This window comes from Bradyrhizobium jicamae (genome assembly GCF_018130215.1).
GTDB lineage: Bacteria > Pseudomonadota > Alphaproteobacteria > Rhizobiales > Xanthobacteraceae > Bradyrhizobium > Bradyrhizobium jicamae_A.
Map to the genome: position 1 here is coordinate 19,666 of NZ_JAFCKQ010000012.1, position 16,842 is coordinate 36,507.

Sequence of the window (16,842 nt, forward strand, 5' to 3'; positions counted from 1 at the left end):
AATGGACGGCTCAAGCCGCGCCACTCACGCCAGCGTGGCCTGCCGCGTCAGCTTCACCAGCTCCAGCAGCATCGCCTCGCCGGCATCGACGAGTTGCTCCAGCGTGATATCGGATTTGCCGGGAGCGGCCGTTCCGTCATGCGCGAGCGGCGGAACATGGACGAATTGCGCCAGGCGAACGCCGTTGTTTGTGTTCACTGCCTCGATCGCGCGCCAGCTCAGATAGTTGCAGAGATAGCTGCCGGCGTCGCGCGACAGTCGCACGTCGATGCCGGTGGCAAGCGCGGCGCGCAAAAGCTTTTCCGTGTGCGGCCCGAACAAGCGCGCGGCGGCGCCGTCGACGATCGATCCCTTGCGCGCATGCTGGCGGCCGGCATCGGGAAACAGCGTGGTCACGGCGTTGCGGGCGCGGGCCTCGATCCGCAGATAGGAGGTGCGGCCGGCGAGCCCGAACATCAGCAGCGCCTGCGGGCGATGCCTCGCGATCTGCTCCGGCAATTCGCGATCGACGGTCGCGTAGGTGACGTGGAAGATGTGGCTCGCGAGCTGAACGCTGTCGAAAGCCGGGCGCCGCAGCTCGGTCAGCCGCTTCACCAGCGGCATGGTCGGGTTGAACGGCGCGCCCGGGAACGGGCCGAAGCCGGTGACGAGGACGCGCAGCTTGTCGGTCATTTCAACATCTCCGCGATCCGTTCGGCGGCGACCGCGGGCGAAATCCGCCCGTCGGCGACCTCGGCCTCGGTCTTCTTCACCTTGGCTCGGATCGCAGCGTCGGCGCGCAGCCGTGCCATCATCCGGCCCTCCAGCATCGACCACATCCACTTCACCTGCTGCGCGCGGCGGCGCGCGGCGAATTCGCCTGACGCGGTCATCGCGGTGCGATGGTCGAGGATCTTCTGCCAGAGCCTGTCGAGCCCCGTGCCCGACAGCGCCGAATAGGTTTCGACCGGCGGATGCCAGTGCTCGGAGCGCGGCGAGAGGATGTGCAGCGCGCTGCGATATTCGGCCGCCGCCAGGTTGGCGCGCTTGATATTGTCGCCGTCGGCCTTGTTGATCGCGATCATGTCGGCGAGCTCGACGAGGCCCTTCTTGATGCCCTGCAGCTCGTCGCCGGCGCCGGGCAGCATCAGCGCGAGGAAGAAGTCGGTCATGTCGCAGACTGCGGTCTCGGACTGGCCGATGCCGACGGTCTCGACCAGCACGACGTCGAAGCCGGCCGCTTCACACAGCAGCATCGCCTCGCGGGTTTTCGCCGCGACGCCGCCGAGCGTGCCCGAGGAGGGGGAGGGGCGGATGAAGGCCTGGTCTGAAACGGCGAGCCGTGCCATCCGCGTCTTGTCGCCGAGGATCGAGCCGCCGGTGCGCGCCGAGGACGGGTCGACCGCCAGCACCGCGACCTTGTGGCCACGATCGATCAGGAACATGCCGATCGCATCGATGGTGGTCGATTTGCCGACCCCCGGCGAGCCGGTGATGCCGACCCGCACCGCCGTGCCGGTGTCGGGCAGCAGCGCCTGCACCAGGTCGCGCGCAGCCGCCTGGTGATCGCCGCGCCTGCTCTCGACCAGCGTGATCGCCCGCGCCAGCGCGGCGCGGTGGCCGGCGCGGAGGTCCTTGGCAAGGGCGCGGATGTCGGGAGCGGCAGGCTTCGGCGAGGTCATGCGGCTGGTTTACAACGGCTGGCCGGTGCAGGCGAGGGGAGGTGGCTAGAGTTGCGCTATCTTGCGGTTTGCAAAGACCTTCAGTGTCGGCACGTCGGTACGGGCGATGTCCCAGACAATATCGACCCTGGTCGCGTGATAGGCGTGCCGCAATACATTGCCAAAGTCGATCATCTTTCGCCAGTCGATATCAACGTTGCGATCCTTGGGGTTGTCCGGAAGTCTCCGCGATGCTTCGCAGACGATCTCGAGCAAGCGCTCGATCGCCAAACGGCGCATCTTGTCCGCGCAAAAATTGTTCAAAGTCACTGCCGGCGATGATGCCCTCGATTTCGGTGATGGCTTCCAGAATATCCCTCAGCCGATCCCCTACGGTGGGCGGCATTCACAAGACCTCGATCAGATCGTCGGCAATCCGTTCTGCAACGCGCGGCCTGAGCATTTCGCGCATCGAGAGCTGCACCCGAAGACCCGTTGCATCTTCGGTCAAGTGCAAGACCTTGAAGAAGTCGAAACGAGGCAATCCGCCGCGAGCCGTCGTTTCAACAAGTGCATCGAGATCGCTGTCAGGGCGCGCGTCACCGCGGGCTCTCGACCCGAACAGGGTCAGTCGCGTGACTCCCGCGGCTCTCAATGCGGGAGCGATGTCACGCAATCGGCCGATGACGGTCTCGATAGGAACCTCTGCGACTTCAATCATGAGATAACTTTAGCACATCCGCAGCAGGGCTGCACAGCATCCGGGCAGGAATGCACGGCCCTCCGGCGGGCCCTATTGCTCCTCCTCATCTCCCTTCGGCCGTGCACCGCCGAAAATCTTCATGCCTTCCGGCGTCAGATATGACCTCAGTGTCTCCCACGGCACGAAGGCGACATACTGGCCTTCGGCATAGGGGCCGACGGCATAGGGCGGGTAGTGGAAGGTGAGGCCGGAGCTTTTGCCTGACACTGTGGACGGCGCCAGCGTCACCGCGCCGATCTTGAGCAGTGTCGGTCTCAGTTCCTTGTACCACTCGGCCGTCGCGGTCTCGCCGGCGTCGCGCTTGTTCTTTTCGGCGTTCAGCGCGGTCGTGACGGCCGACACCATCGCCTTCATGGTCGGGCCGCCGTCCGACGTCTCGGTGAAGAAGGGGCGGATGCTGATGCGCTTTCGGGCCGTCGAGTCCCACAGGATGGTGTTGACGTCGGTGTTCGGATGCGCGGCGTGCGTGTCCATGTAGTCGTCGCGCAGCACGCTGATATAGTGGCCGTCGACGACGGAACGGACCGAATATCTACGCTCGAACGACCAGCCGCCGTCCTTGAAGAACTGCGGATCGCTCTTGCGCGCGGCCGCGGCCTCGGCAGCGTTCTTCGCGATCCACGCCTTGCCCTCCGTGAGACAATCGTCGGCCAGTGCCGCATCCGCCTTGATCTTGTCGTCGAGATAGACATTGGCCTCGACGTTCCGGTTCTTGATCGTGGCGTCGGGCCTGGGATCGGCGGCGCGTGCGGGAAGGCTGAGGCCGGCGAGCATTCCGGCAAGGCAAAGGATGCTGGCATGCGTCAGCAGGCGATCGGCGCGCACGGAACGTTCCCTTTGAATTGGGGGAAGCGGCGAACTACTCCGCCGCCTCGCTGTGGCCGAGCCTCGTGTTGAGCTTGTGGATCAGCTCCTCGGCGGCGTCAGAGATCACCGTGCCGGGCGGATAGATCGCTTCGGCGCCGGCGGCATAGAGCGCGTCGTAATCCTGCGGCGGCACCACGCCGCCGATGATGATCATGATGTCATCGCGGCCGTGCTTCTTCAGTGCGGCTTTCAGCTCCGGCACGGCGGTGAGATGCGCGGCGGCCAGCGACGAGACGCCGAGGATGTGCACGTCGTTCTCGACTGCCTGGCGCGCCGCCTCGTCGGCGGTCGCGAACAGCGGGCCGATATCGACGTCGAAGCCGACGTCGGCGAAGGCGGACGCGATCACCTTCTGGCCGCGGTCGTGGCCGTCCTGGCCGATCTTCGCCACCAGGATGCGGGGGCGGCGGCCCTCGGCTTCCTCGAAGGCGTCGATCAGCGCCTGCACCTTTTCGACCTTGTTGGACATGGTCGCTGCCTCTCGCTTGTAGACGCCGGTGATGGACTTGATCTCGGCGCGGTGACGGCCGAACACCTTCTCCATCGCGTCCGAAATCTCGCCGACGGTGGCCTTGGCCCGCGCGGCGTCGATCGCCAGCGCGAGCAGGTTGCCGTTGCCTTCGCCCGCCGAACTGGTCAGTGCTGCCAGCGCCGCGTCGACGTCCTTCTGGTTGCGCTCGGCCTTCAGCCGCGCGAGCTTGTCGATCTGCAAGCGCCGCACGGTGGAGTTCTCCACCTTGAGCACGTCGATCGACTTCTCGTTCTCAGGCTTGTACTTGTTGACGCCGATCACCGCCTGGCGCCCGGCATCGATGCGTGCCTGGGTCTTGGCCGAGGCTTCCTCGATCCGCAGCTTGGGCACGCCGGCCTCGATCGCCTTGGCCATGCCGCCGAGCGCCTCGACCTCCTGGATATGGCCCCAGGCTTTCGCCGCGAGATCGCGGGTCAGCCGCTCGACGTAGAAGGAGCCGCCCCAGGGATCGATGATGCGGTTGGTTCCGCTCTCCTGCTGCAGGAACAGCTGCGTATTGCGGGCGATACGCGCGGAAAAATCGGTCGGCAGCGCCAGCGCCTCGTCGAGCGCATTGGTGTGCAGCGACTGGGTGTGGCCTTGCGTGGCGGCCATCGCCTCGATCGTGGTGCGCATCACATTGTTGAAAACGTCCTGCGCGGTCAGCGACCATCCCGAGGTCTGGCAATGCGTGCGCAGTGACAGCGAGCGCGGGTCCTTCGGGTTGAACTGCTTGAGCAGCTTGGCCCACAGCAGCCGCGCGGCGCGCATCTTGGCGACTTCCATGAAGAAGTTCATGCCGATCGCCCAGAAGAACGACAGCCGCGGCGCGAAGCGGTCGACGTCGAGGCCTGCGGCGAGACCGGCGCGCAGATATTCGACGCCGTCGGCGAGCGTATAGGCGAGCTCGAGATCCTGCGTCGCGCCGGCTTCCTGCATGTGATAGCCGGAGATCGAGATCGAGTTGTATTTCGGCATCCGCTGCGAGGTATAGGCGAAGATGTCAGAGATGATCCGCATCGAGGGCGCCGGCGGATAGATGTAGGTGTTGCGCACCATGAACTCTTTCAGAATGTCGTTCTGAATGGTGCCTGACAGTTTTTCCGGCGGGACACCCTGTTCCCCGGCGGCAGCGACGAACAACGCGAGGATCGGCAGCACCGCGCCGTTCATCGTCATCGACACGCTCATCCGGTCGAGCGGGATGCCCGCGAACAGCGTGCGCATGTCGTAGATGGAATCGATCGCGACCCCGGCCATGCCGACGTCGCCGGAGACGCGCGGATGATCGCTGTCATAGCCGCGGTGGGTGGCGAGATCGAACGCGACAGAGAGGCCCTTCTGACCCGCCGCGAGGTTACGGCGGTAGAAGGCGTTGGAATCCTCCGCCGTCGAGAAGCCGGCATACTGCCGGATCGTCCAGGGCTGGTTGACATACATGGTCGGGTAGGGACCGCGCAGATAGGGCGCTATCCCCGGCCAGGTCTCGAGGAAGTCGATGCCCTCGCGGTCCGCCTCGCCGTAGACGGATTTCACCGGAATGCCCTCGGGCGTCAGCCACGGCTCGGTGCTCGCGATGGGTGCAGCACCGCTGACTTTCTCAAAGGCGATATCAGCAAAGTTCGGTATGCGGCTCATGGCGATCCATCATATCACGGGCGACCATCGTCGGTCGCGAGCTAGTCATGATCCGGATGCTGGTGGCTGACGATGGTCGCCATCTTCTCCGGTCCGTAGTTCTGCATGGTGGTCTGGCTCGGCAGGTTGGCGATACCGACGACCCAGCCAAGGCGCGACTCGGTTCCGTATTGCCGCGTCGGCACCACCCGGTCGGGCCGGTCGAAGGCGCCGGTCATGATCTCGATCCGCGGGCCGTCGATGCGGCGGAAGCTCAAGGGGGTGCCGCAGGCGGCACAGAAGTCGCGCTCGGCGATCGAGGACGACTTGAACGCCGCAGGCTTGCCGCGGGTCCAGGTGAAGTCCTCGTTGTTGATGTCGGCAAAGGAGGCGAAGGGCGCGCCTGAGGCCTTCTGGCACATCCGGCAATGGCAGACGCTGATCCGGTTCGGGGACGCCGACACTGCAAAGCGAACGGCGCCGCACTGGCAGCCGCCGGTCAGCACGGGTTTCGCTGGTGTCTCAGCCGTCATGCTTGCTCCATCCGCCGATAGGCGTCGCGCAACGTCGCCAGCGCGTCACCGCCGGCGAACACGAACTCACCGATACCGGCCGCCCGCAACGCCGCTTCCTGGTCGCCGGGCCGTCCTGCCAGATAGATATGCCTCGCTCCCGCCCCGTGAAGGGCCTTGGCGGCGTCAGCAGCACTGGTGGCATAGACCTTGTCCGCGGAGCAGACACAGGCCATCGCCGCCCCGGAGGCCTTGAAGGCCGCGGCAAGCGAAGCCGTATCCGCAAAGCCCTCGCTGTCGAGGGCCTCGATCCCGCCGGTCTCGAAGAAGCTCTTTGCGAACGTCGCGCGGGCGGTGAAATCCGCTGCGGTCCCGAGATTGGCCAGGAAGATTCTCGGCCGTACCCCGGCCGCCTTCAGCGCCGCGTCCGACTTGTCGCGCAGCGCCTCGAACGGCTCGGCAAGGCGCATCGGCGCCAGCGCGTCGAACCTGATCTTCGCGTCGGCCGTGGAAACTTGCGCCGTCGGTTTCACGTCCAGCACCGCGGTATCGGCCTCGTGCAGGTTGGGGAACTCGCTCGCGCCGGTCAGCACGTCGCGGCGCTTCGCCACGTTGATCTCACGTTGCGCGCGGGTCGCTAGAACCTTCTGCTGGATCAGGCCCTGCTCGAGCGCCGGGAAGATGCCGCCAGCCTTCTCGATCTCCTGGAACGAATTCCACGCCGCGTCGCAGAGCTGCGATGTCAGCGTCTCGACGCCGCCGGAGCCTGCCGCCGGGTCGGAGACCTTTGCAAGGTTGGATTCCTCGAGCAGCACAAGCTGGGTGTTGCGCGCGACGCGCCGCGCAAAATCGTCAGGCAGACCGAGCGCCAGCGTGTGCGGCAGCACCGTGATCGCGTTGGCGCCGCCCAGGCCGGCCGCGAACGTCGCCATCGTCGCACGCAGCATGTTCACATTGGGGTCACGCCGCGTCAGCATGCGCCAGGCGGTCTGCGCGTTGACGAAGATCGGTTTCGGTTCAAGCCCGCAGGCCTGTTCGACCCGCGCCCACAGCAGCCGCAGCGCGCGGAATTTCGCCATGGTGAGGAACTGATCGGCGTCGGCGCTGAGGCGGAACGAGATTCCGGCGCGCGCCGCATCGAGATCGATGCCGGCCGCTTCCATCATGCGCAGATAGGCGAGCGCGACCGCGAGCGTGAAGGCGAGTTCCTCCACCTCGGATCCGCCGGCATCGTGGACAGGCCGGCCATCGGAGAGCGCAAACGGTCCCTTGAAGCCGCGCTTGATCAGTCCGTTGACCACCTTGCCGAACGGCGTCGCGTAGTCGGCCCAGGCAGCAGTCGCGGCGCCGCGAACGGCGACGGTCGAGAGCGCCTGGTAATTGAAGTGAAGATCGAGCCTGGCCGGATCGATCTTGCGGGCCTCGATCATGTCGGCAAAGGTCTCGCCGGCATTCTCGCGTCCGAGCACCGGGTTGAGCGCGATCATGATCCCGGCATCGAGATAGATGCCGTCGCAAGCCCTGGCCAGCGTCTGCTTGCTGGCGTCAGCCAGGCCGAAGCCGCGGGTGCCGGGCCCGCCCGCGAACTCGAATTCGAGGCCGGTCGCCCCGTTGCCGAGATCGTGCAGGGCCTGGGCGTTGGCCTGAGCGGCGTCCGGATGGTCGACCCGCTGCAGGATCTGCCAGGGGCTTGCCGCGGCGCGGCCGGGAAGCGGGCTGGAATTGGTGGCGCGGCGGTAGATCGGATCGATCTTGAGCCCATCATAGGTCTTGCCGACAAGCTTCTCGAACGGGCCGCCCTTCAGCACGCCGTCGACCAGCTTGCGCCAGTCATCATAGGTCGCCGATGCAAAATCGGCTGCGAGAGGCAAATCGTCAGTCGTGGTCGTCATCCGCCCAAATTGTCCTTCGTCGGCCCGCCGAGGCCTGCTTGATTTGGCCGGAAATTGCCACGCCTGCGCGCCCAAGCCAAACGGTTGTTTGGGGGAAGTTTGGCTTCAATCGAGGTCCGGGAGGCGGAAAATACCGTCGGTCGAAAGTCCGGCCAGCGCGTCGGCGACACGGCGTCCGGCGATCAGCCGATCGGGTACGATCTCGGCCAGGGGCACCAGCACGAAGGCGCGCTCGAACAGGCGCGGGTGCGGCAACGTCAGCTCCGGCTTGTCGAGCGTGACATCGTCATAGGCGATCAGGTCGAGGTCGAGCGTGCGCGGACCCCAACGCTGTTCGTCGGCCCTGTCGCGGCCGAACTTCCGTTCGATCTTGTGCAGCGTGAACAGCAGGGCGTGCGGATCGAGCGAGGTCTCGATCTCGATGCAGGCGTTGATGAAGGGGTCTTGCTGCACCTCGCCCCAGGGCGGTGTCGAATAGTCCGACGAACGCGCCAGCAGCCCGGCCTGGGTCATGCCGCAGATGTTCGCGATGGCCTTGCGGAACGTCGTGCGGACGTCGCCGACATTGCCGCCAAGCGCGATCAGCACGTCAGCCATGACGTCAGCTACGGGCTGGTGGGAGCGGATGCCGCGAACGCGTCAGCACCACGCCGACATCCTCGAAGATCGCGGCGATCGGTGCGTGCGGCTTGTGGACCGTGACCTTGACGGCCCTGACGCGCTGGAAGGTGGCGAGGATATCGTCGGCCACGGCGCCGGCGGCGCGTTCCAGCAGCTTGTAATTGGTGTTCTTGAATGCCGAGGTCGCGGTCGCCACGACGTTGGAATAGGAGACGGTGTCGGAGAGGCGATCGGTGCGGGAGGATTCCGAGAGATCGGTGTAGAGCTCGAGATCGATCACGAAGCGCTGTCCGACCTCGGTCTCGTGTTCCATCACGCCATGGCGGGCATGGATGACGATCCCGGTGATGAAGATCGTGTCGGTCATTGCAGCCCCTTGATTGCCGCTGCTACCCGCAGCGCCTGAACTGTCTCGGCGACATCATGGGCGCGGATGATGCGCGCGCCGTTCTGTGCCGCGATCAGATGTGCCGCGACCGAGCCGCCGATGCGATTCTGCGGCTCTGATGGCACGACCGAGCTGATGAAGCGTTTGCGCGAGGCACCGACCAGCACCGGCAGACCGAAAGAGCCGAGCTCGGCGAGCCGCGCCAGCGCAATCATGCTCTGCTCCGGAACCTTGCCGAAGCCGATGCCGGGATCGAGCACGATCCTGTCAGAGGCAATGCCGGCCCTGGCGGCAATCTCGAGCGAGCGGGAGAAGAAGGTCGCGATGTCCTGCATGATATCGATCGCCGGATCGGCGCGCTCGCGATTATGCATGATGATCACGGGCACGCGGTGCGCGGCGACCAGCGCGGCCATCCCGTCATCGCGCTGCAGGCCCCAGACGTCGTTGGCGATCGCCGCACCCTGATCAAGCGCCCACGCCACCACCTCGGATTTCATGCTGTCGACCGAGACGGGGACGCCGAGCGCGATGACATCGGCCAGCACCGGCTTCAGGCGCTTCAGCTCGTCGTCCGCCGAGACCGGCCGTGACCCATAGGGGCGCGTGGATTCCGCGCCGATATCGATGATATCGGCACCATCAGCGATCAACTTGCGGGCTTGCGCCAGCGCCTGCTCAGGCGAGAAGAACTGTCCGCCATCGGAGAATGAATCCGGCGTCACGTTCAGGATTCCCATGACGGCCGGGTAGGGCCTCGACAGCAACGGCGGCAGCACCTCCCGCGCAGCCGGGCCGGTTGCCGCCGACGATATGGGCGTGGTCACCATCATGCGGTCGCTTTGCGCGGTCCATGACGCCGAGTCAAGGTCAAGTCAGGGTGTGGTGAAGGTGGCTCGCTCCGGCCCTGCGGCGGAGGCCCGTCAGGCTAATAGCTGATCTTTGGAGACAGCCTGCGTGCCTCTTCGATAAGCAGCTCGACCGACTTCTCCGACGGAAGGACGCGGACCAGCTTCCGCTTCACGTTGGCGTCCTTCATGCTCTGCGTGAGCCGAGAGGGGTTGCGGTATGCGAGCTCGCGCACCGTGGTGACGCCGGCGGCGCGGATCAGGCCGACCTTGGCCTTGCCCATGCCGGGAATCCGCATGTAGTCGGAGACGTTGGCCCATTCGAGCAATTGCTGCTCGCTGATCCCGGTCTTGGCCGCGAGCGACTTGCGTCCCTTGGCGGTGCGGGCGGCTTCGAGCAGCGCTTCAGTGGTGCGAATGCCGTGTGACTTCAGTTTCGACGCGCAATAGGCGGACAAGCCTTCGATCTGGGAGAGGGGGTATGTCATGATACTCGTATGCAGGTAAAAGGGAGCGTGGAGCCGGCGCGTCGAGGGCTGTTCAGGCAAACTGGCTGAGGCCCGGCGTCCCCGAGATGATCTCGCCCATTTGATCCGCTCCGATTTTGTCGCGACCGAACACAAAAAGTTCACGCGCGATGTTTTGAATCTCGCTCATGCCCAGGCCAAGCGCCATCAGTCGGGTGCCGACGGCCATCAGTCCGCCACCCATCAGTCGCGACAGGCCATTTCCGCTGCTGGAGGCGGCAATCGCTGCTTCTGCGCCAGGGATTTGATCGATCAGAGCCTGAACCGTGTCGGAAGGCCCCTCGTTACGGAGGAAGCCCAGAACGATGCCGATGGTTTTTTCAGCGACAGCGCCGTCAATGCCGGCCTTGATGGCCAGCCGTCCAACCAGTTCGTCCATATTGCCCCGCCTCGACCGGTTCTTACCGGAAAGTCCTTGAATTCGATCTTGAGCGCCTGTGTCGCGAAATACAAGCGATCCGCGCATTTCGGTTGGTTTTTCTTTTTCGATCGCGTTGGGAGTGTTGCTCCGATGCAAGAGTGAGTGGCGGATTCACGCCATCTTGTCGCAATGCGCAATCACTTTTTCAGTGGTACCGAAAAAAGTATGAGGAACCCTTTAACGATGCGGTGTCCTCGGGGGCGAGGTCGGCATCAGCCGATGGTTTCATTCGACCGCTAGGATGCAATATGATGGCAGGAGTTCGAGATCGAACCGGGTTCGAGGTGTCGAACCGATCTGATCTGCGCGAAGAGGCGAAGCGATGACGACCGTAGACGGCAAGCTGGCCGATACCGATGAGAAGATTTTGATCGGCAAAGGTGAGGAGACGGCGTGGCTGACGCTCGCGCTCGCCAACCGGCATGGTCTCGTGACCGGCGCGACCGGAACCGGCAAAACCGTCTCGCTCCAGGTGATGGCGGAAGGATTTGCGCGCGCCGGCGTCCCGGTCTTCGCGGCTGACATCAAGGGCGATCTGTCCGGCATCGCCGAAGCCGGCGAGGCCAAGGATTTCATTGTCAAGCGCGCCAGCGAGATCGGGCTGACATTCCAGCCCGACCAGTTCTCGACCGTGTTCTGGGACGTGTTCGGCGAGCAGGGACATCCGGTGCGCGCCACAGTCACCGAAATGGGACCGCTGCTGCTGTCGCGGATGCTCGATCTCAACGACGTACAGGAGGGCGTGCTCAATGTCGCTTTCCGCGTCGCCGACGAGAATGGCCTCGCGCTGATCGACATGAAGGATCTGCGCGCGCTGCTCGATGCGATCGCCCCGGACGGCAGCAAGAAGGCTTCCGACGAGGAGGATCCGCTGGCGCCGATCCGCAAGGCCGCGCAGAGCTACGGCAACGTGTCGAAGGCGACGGTTGGGACCATTCAACGCCAGCTCCTGGTGCTCGAGAACCAGGGCGGCGCCAAGTTCTTCGGCGAGCCGGCGCTGACGCTGAAGGATTTCATGCGGACCGACCGCGATGGCCGCGGCATGATCAACATCCTGGTCGCCGACAAGTTGATGCAGAGCCCGCGGCTCTATGCGACCTTTCTGCTCTGGATGCTCTCGGAATTGTTCGAGGAGTTGCCGGAGGCCGGCGACCTGCCGAAGCCGAAGCTGGTGTTCTTCTTCGACGAGGCGCATCTGTTGTTCAATGATGCGCCGAAAGCGCTGATGGACAAGATCGAGCAGGTGGTGCGTCTGATCCGCTCCAAGGGCGTCGGCGTCTATTTCGTCACGCAAAACCCGATCGACGTGCCGGACAAGGTGCTGGCACAGCTCGGCAATCGCGTGCAGCACGCGCTGCGCGCCTTCACGCCGCGCGACCAGAAGGCCGTCGCCGCGGCCGCGCAGACCTTCCGGCCCAATCCCAAGCTCGATACTGCGCGCGTGATCATGGAGCTCGGCAAGGGCGAGGCTCTGGTCTCGTTCCTCGAGGGCGGTGGCACGCCGTCGATCGTCGAGCGCATCCTGGTGCGACCGCCGTCGGCGCGGATCGGGCCGGTTACATCTGAGGAGCGCAAGGCGATCATCGATGCGAGCCCGTTCAAGGGCAAATACGACACCGCGATCGATGCCGAATCCGCCTACGAGATCATCCAGAAGCGTCTTGCCGGCGGGGCGGCGTCGGCGGAAGGCCCGGGTGGTGAGGGTGGCGGCATCCTCGGCCATATCGGCGCCATCGCGTCCGCGATTTTCGGCACCAACGTCAGGCGCGGCCGGTTGTCGACCGGGCAGGTGATCGCGCGCAACGTGACGCGTTCGGTCACCGACAAGGTGATCGGCGGTGTCGCCGCCGATCTCGGCAAATCGGTCGGCGGTTCGGTTGGTGGATCGATCGGCCGCGCACTGGTGCGCGGCGCGCTCGGCGGCTTGCTGCGAAGGTAACCGTTCGCGTTGATCCGGCTGAAGCGCAGGCGGGCGCTTTGCCTGCGGCCGCCCGCGAGCTACAACGTCAGGCAAAGCCCAACAGCCAGGGAAAACCAGCGATGTCCAACACCAAGCTCCAGCCGGTCCTCGATCACATCGACGCCGACTTCGACAACAGCCTCGAGCGGCTGTTCGCGCTGCTCCGGATCAAGTCGATCTCGTCGGAGGCGGAGTTCGCCGACGACTGCAAGGCGGCGGCCAACCATCTCGCGAAAGACATCGCGACACTGGGCTTCACGGCAGAGGTGCGGCCGACCGCGGGCCATCCGGCGATCGTCGCCAGGGTCAATGGCAGCAGCGACGGCCGTCCGCATGTGCTGTTCTACGGGCACTATGATGTGCAGCCGGTCGATCCGCTCAATCTGTGGCACCGTCCGCCGTTCGAGCCCGTGGTCACCGACCACGCCGACGGCCGCAAGATCATCGTCGCGCGCGGCGCCGAGGACGACAAGGGCCAGCTGATGACCTTCGTCGAGGCCTGCCGCGCCTGGAAGAAGGTGACGCGATCGCTGCCGGTCGACATCACCATGATCATCGAGGGCGAGGAGGAGATCGGCTCGAAGAATTTCGTACCGTTCCTGGAAGCCAACAAGGCGGAGCTGAAGGCCGACTTCGCGCTGGTCTGCGACACCGGCATGTGGGACCGGAACACGCCGGCGATCACCACCTCGCTGCGCGGGCTCCTCTATGAGGAGGTCAAGATCAAGGCCGCCAATCGCGATCTGCATTCCGGCGTGTTCGGCGGCGGCGCGCAGAATCCGATCCGCGTGCTGACACGGATCCTCGGCGGCCTGCATGACGAGAACGGCCGCATCACCATCCCCGGCTTCTACGATGGGGTGAAGGATCTGCCGCCGGACATCCTGGCGCAGTGGAAGAGCCTCAACCTGACGCCTGACACGTTCCTCAAGCCGATCGGCCTGTCGCTGCCGGCCGGCGAGAAGGATCGTCTCCTGATCGAGCAGATCTCGTCGCGACCGACCTGCGACATCAACGGCATCATCGGCGGTTATACCGGCGAGGGCTCCAAGACGGTGATCCCGGCGGAGGCGTCGGCGAAGGTGTCGTTCCGTCTCGTCGAAGGACAGGACCCGGCAAGGATCCGCCAGGCGTTCCGCGACTATGTGACGGCGCGTCTGCCGGCGGATTGCAAGGCCGTGTTCATCGACCATTCCAGCGCGCCGGCGATCGCACTCGACTGGGATATGAAGCCGCTCGCCGCCGCGCGGCGCGCGCTGACCGATGAATGGGGCAAGGAAGCGCTGCTGGTCGGCTCAGGCGCCTCGATCCCGATCGTCGCCGACTTCAAGCGCACGCTCGGACTGGACTCCGTGCTGGTCGGCTTCGGCCTCGACGACGACAACATCCACTCGCCGAACGAGAAGTACGACCTCAGGAGCTTCCACAAGGGCATCCGCTCCTGGGCACGAATCCTCGCCGCATTCGCCGAGGCCAGATAAGAGGCCCGCACAACGCAAAAACGCCGCCCGGGATTGGGCGGCGTTTTGATTCGGTCGTGCAGAGGGTGTTGTTCAGCAACTTACCCGAAGTTTGCGAAAATTCAATTGCGGTAGCCGGGATTGACCCGGTCGAGCTTGCGCAGCAGCGGCGGCCAGACCAGCTGCGTCGAGCGCAACTCGGCGCGGTCGGGGTGGGCCAGCAACTCTGTGTTCTTGTCGATCGCGTGCGGGTCGACCGGGTAGGCGATCGGACCGAGCGCGCGGGTCGCCACCTGCATCGAGCAGGCCCGCTCCAGATGATACATGCGCTCGAATGCCGCGGCGACCGAGCGGCCGACCGTCAGCGTGCCGTGGTTGCGCAGCAGCATGTGGTTCTTGCTGCCGAGATCGCGCTGCAGGCGCGGGCGCTCGTCGTGATCGAGCGCGATGCCTTCATAGTCGTGATAGGCAAGGTCGTGGGTGACGAACTGTGCGGTCTGGTTCAGCGGCAGCAGACCCTCGGGGCTCGACGACACCGCGGTGCCGTCGATCGTGTGCAGATGGAGCACGCAGCCGGCGTCCTCGCGCACCTCGTGGATCGCCGAATGGATGGTGAAGCCGGCCGGGTTGATGCTGTAGGCGCTCTCGGAGAGCTGGTTGCCGTCGAGGTCGACCTTGACCAGGCTCGACGCGGTGATCTCGTCGAACATCAGTCCGTAGGGATTGATCAGGAAGTGATGCTCGGGTCCCGGCACCCGCGCCGAGATGTGGGTGTCGACCAGATCGTCCCAGCCATAGAGCGCAACCAGGCGATAGCAGGCGGCGAGGTTGATCCGCTGTTCCCATTCCGCCGCACTCATGTTCGGCGGCACTTGCTTCAGATGCGCTTCCGCTGGCGACATGGCTGATAACTCCCTTGATGTCGTTGCTGGTCGCAAGCCTAGCGCCGCAGCCGGACCGCAGCAAGGCAGCGAACCGGCGTGACAGTCATGTCCTTGCGTGAAAGCGCAGCATGATCCGGGAAGATCATGCTTCAGGATGCATTGCGGGCGATGGATTTCGTGCTGGGCCGCGGCTCAGGGCGCCGGGATCGCCAGCAGGCTCGAGATGCTGCGGCCGCGGATGTCGTAGACGCGAGCGAACACGACGTCGTCCCGCTTGATCTCGACCATGACGGGTGCGGTGAGGCCCTTGCAGTAGAACTCGCCGAGCGTCATCGCGAAGTCGGCGGCATTGCTGTCCCAACCGATCGTGAAGTCGGGACCGAGCGCGACCTGCGCCGGCCGCTGCGGCCCGCACACCGCGACCTTCCACTTGCGGTTCGCCGGCGGGGCTTCCTGCCGTTCGGCCAGTTGCTCGCGCAGGCCGTCGGAGGCCTGCTTCAGCGCCAGCCCCCAATAGTCCAGCATGAAGTAGTTGTCCGCGGTCCGCACCGTGCCTGCGATGTGGTTGAAATGCGTATACTGGTAGGGGTGCAGCCGGATCATCTCGCTGAGCGGCAGCAGCAGGCCGAAGGCGAACACCGCAAGCGCGGCAGGCTGCCAGGCGCGGCGGTTCTCGCCGAGCCAGTCCATCGCGCGCGCGAACGCGACGCCGGCAAGCACCGTCATCGGCGGGATGACGAAGATGAAGTGACGGATACCGTTGTAGAGCGCCGGCCGCTTCACCATCGCGATGACCAGCGGCAGCATCGCCGCCAGCGTCAGCATCAGCATGATGGTCTTGCGCCGCGCCGGCACATCCCTGCGCGACAGCGACATGAAAGTGATGACGACGGCGCCGGCCAGCAGCGCCAGCAGCACTTCCGGAAGCTGCAGCGCGAACAGCGTCGGCAGATAGGACCACGGCATGTCCGGCACCGACACCAGCGCGCCGTCGTACATCTCCTTCCACGGCTTCTCGAAGAAGTGCGAGAAGTAGGTCACCGCCTCGAGAGGATGCCCGGGCTCCATGATCGACCACGGCCAGATCAAACCCATCACCAGATAGCCGAACACCAGGCCCGGCACGAGCACGTAGGCCACATGGACAAAGCGACGCGCCGCCTCGCGCGCGCCTTGCGTCCGGTAGTCCTCGATCCACAGCGGGATGAAGCCGATCACGGCATAGATCAACGCAAGCCCGCCGAGCACGCGGCACCCGAGCGACAGGCCGGCGCCGAACCCCGCGATCAGGATCGTGCGCGGCGAGGGCGCGGGATACTCATCGGCGAGGCGGACGAGGCCCATGATCAGGATGATCATCGCCACGGCAAACGGCGCATCCTTCGGGTTCATGAACATGTGGCCGTAGAAGGTCGGGCACAGCGCCAGCAGCAACAGCGCGGCGAGGCCGGCCAGCGGGCCGCCGACGCGGCGGGCCAGCCGCCAGGTTACGGCAAGGCCGATGACGCCGACGATCGCGCCGAGCAGGCGGCGCGTCTCGAACAGCTCAAGCGGGATGACCTTGTGTAGCAGCGCGGCAGCCATGTCGAAGCCGCCGCCATACATGTAGAGATTGGCAAAGGAGAGCGCGCTGGTGTCCTTGAATCCGGACCCGTACATGCGGAGCAACAAGTCGGCATATTCAGCGTGGGTATAATCGTCCCAGCCCAGTCCGTAATCGCGGAATGTGAGACCAGCGACCACGGCGACCACAGCGAGCGCGAGCACGGCGAGGTCGTCGCAAGTCTTCTCCACCGAGCGCCGTGTGGGCGTTTCGATGGCAGACGTCGTGATAGATGACATGGCTAGCGATACCGGCGTCCCTGTGGCCCAGTTTGGCGCTTTAGGGCCTCATTCCCCGGCGTCCATATAGCGCAGTTCCATTTTCAAGT

General features: G+C 65.1%; 17 protein-coding genes. 2 read left to right on the forward strand and 15 right to left on the reverse strand.

All coding sequences use genetic code 11. From position 1 onward, the window contains the following. Positions 1 to 24: 24 nt before the first annotated feature. The 13 genes from JQ586_RS15715 to JQ586_RS15775 all read right to left on the reverse strand — a co-directional run bounded on the left by JQ586_RS15715 (position 25) and on the right by JQ586_RS15775 (position 10,565). Positions 25 to 672 carry a pyroglutamyl-peptidase I gene (locus JQ586_RS15715; RefSeq protein WP_212395498.1) on the reverse strand — a complete coding sequence of 216 codons (648 nt, stop codon included), beginning with the start codon at positions 670 to 672 and terminating at the stop codon, positions 25 to 27. Beyond that, entirely contained in the window at positions 669 to 1,661 is a 993-nt protein-coding gene (gene meaB / locus JQ586_RS15720) for a methylmalonyl Co-A mutase-associated GTPase MeaB (protein ID WP_212395499.1), read from the reverse strand. The genes JQ586_RS15715 and meaB overlap by 4 nt, the downstream gene beginning before the upstream one ends. Positions 1,662 to 1,706: 45 nt before the next feature. After that, complete coding sequence (locus JQ586_RS15725; protein WP_312016971.1) at positions 1,707 to 1,931, reverse strand: HepT-like ribonuclease domain-containing protein; 225 nt, start codon at positions 1,929 to 1,931, stop codon at positions 1,707 to 1,709. 115 nt (positions 1,932 to 2,046) lie between these two features. After that, complete coding sequence (locus tag JQ586_RS15730) at positions 2,047 to 2,361, reverse strand: nucleotidyltransferase family protein (RefSeq protein WP_212395500.1); 315 nt, start codon at positions 2,359 to 2,361, stop codon at positions 2,047 to 2,049. A gap of 72 nt (positions 2,362 to 2,433) precedes the next feature. Then, positions 2,434 to 3,177, reverse strand: a complete 744-nt coding sequence (locus JQ586_RS15735; protein ID WP_212395630.1) for an RsiV family protein — start codon at positions 3,175 to 3,177, stop codon at positions 2,434 to 2,436. 85 nt (positions 3,178 to 3,262) lie between these two features. Further along, complete coding sequence (gene scpA, locus JQ586_RS15740; RefSeq protein ID WP_212395501.1) at positions 3,263 to 5,419, reverse strand: methylmalonyl-CoA mutase; 2,157 nt, start codon at positions 5,417 to 5,419, stop codon at positions 3,263 to 3,265. 41 nt (positions 5,420 to 5,460) lie between these two features. Further along, positions 5,461 to 5,931: a GFA family protein gene (locus tag JQ586_RS15745; RefSeq protein WP_212395502.1), complete on the reverse strand. Its 471-nt coding sequence runs from the start codon at positions 5,929 to 5,931 to the stop codon at positions 5,461 to 5,463. Beyond that, entirely contained in the window at positions 5,928 to 7,802 is a 1,875-nt protein-coding gene (locus JQ586_RS15750) for a methylmalonyl-CoA mutase subunit beta (RefSeq protein ID WP_212395503.1), read from the reverse strand. The genes JQ586_RS15745 and JQ586_RS15750 overlap by 4 nt, the downstream gene beginning before the upstream one ends. A gap of 105 nt (positions 7,803 to 7,907) precedes the next feature. Further along, complete coding sequence (gene folK, locus JQ586_RS15755; protein ID WP_212395504.1) at positions 7,908 to 8,399, reverse strand: 2-amino-4-hydroxy-6-hydroxymethyldihydropteridine diphosphokinase; 492 nt, start codon at positions 8,397 to 8,399, stop codon at positions 7,908 to 7,910. Positions 8,400 to 8,403: 4 nt separating this feature from the next. Further along, the gene (folB, locus tag JQ586_RS15760) at positions 8,404 to 8,790 is read right to left on the reverse strand and encodes a dihydroneopterin aldolase (RefSeq protein ID WP_212395505.1); all 387 of its coding nucleotides are present in this window, start codon (positions 8,788 to 8,790) and stop codon (positions 8,404 to 8,406) included. Beyond that, positions 8,787 to 9,644 (reverse strand): dihydropteroate synthase, encoded by an 858-nt coding sequence (folP, locus tag JQ586_RS15765; RefSeq protein ID WP_212395506.1) that lies wholly within the window; start codon positions 9,642 to 9,644, stop codon positions 8,787 to 8,789. Before folP ends, folB begins: the two co-directional genes overlap by 4 nt. 95 nt (positions 9,645 to 9,739) lie before the next feature. Beyond that, positions 9,740 to 10,147, reverse strand: a complete 408-nt coding sequence (locus JQ586_RS15770) for a DUF4332 domain-containing protein (protein ID WP_212395507.1) — start codon at positions 10,145 to 10,147, stop codon at positions 9,740 to 9,742. A 52-nt stretch (positions 10,148 to 10,199) separates the two neighbouring features. Continuing rightward, the gene (locus JQ586_RS15775; protein ID WP_212395508.1) at positions 10,200 to 10,565 is read right to left on the reverse strand and encodes a DUF2267 domain-containing protein; all 366 of its coding nucleotides are present in this window, start codon (positions 10,563 to 10,565) and stop codon (positions 10,200 to 10,202) included. Positions 10,566 to 10,929: 364 nt separating this feature from the next. Between JQ586_RS15775 and JQ586_RS15780 the strand changes: the two genes are divergently transcribed. Next, positions 10,930 to 12,546, forward strand: a complete 1,617-nt coding sequence (locus tag JQ586_RS15780; RefSeq protein WP_212395509.1) for a helicase HerA-like domain-containing protein — start codon at positions 10,930 to 10,932, stop codon at positions 12,544 to 12,546. Between the two features lie 101 nt (positions 12,547 to 12,647). After that, complete coding sequence (locus JQ586_RS15785) at positions 12,648 to 14,048, forward strand: M20/M25/M40 family metallo-hydrolase (protein ID WP_212395510.1); 1,401 nt, start codon at positions 12,648 to 12,650, stop codon at positions 14,046 to 14,048. A 101-nt stretch (positions 14,049 to 14,149) separates the two neighbouring features. Here the strand turns inward: JQ586_RS15785 and JQ586_RS15790 are convergent, their stop codons facing one another. Both JQ586_RS15790 and JQ586_RS15795 read right to left on the reverse strand, forming a co-directional pair. Beyond that, positions 14,150 to 14,929 carry a class II aldolase/adducin family protein gene (locus JQ586_RS15790; protein WP_212395511.1) on the reverse strand — a complete coding sequence of 260 codons (780 nt, stop codon included), beginning with the start codon at positions 14,927 to 14,929 and terminating at the stop codon, positions 14,150 to 14,152. A gap of 174 nt (positions 14,930 to 15,103) precedes the next feature. Further along, positions 15,104 to 16,753 (reverse strand): glycosyltransferase family 39 protein, encoded by a 1,650-nt coding sequence (locus JQ586_RS15795; protein WP_212395512.1) that lies wholly within the window; start codon positions 16,751 to 16,753, stop codon positions 15,104 to 15,106. Between the last annotated feature and the right edge of the window lie 89 nt (positions 16,754 to 16,842).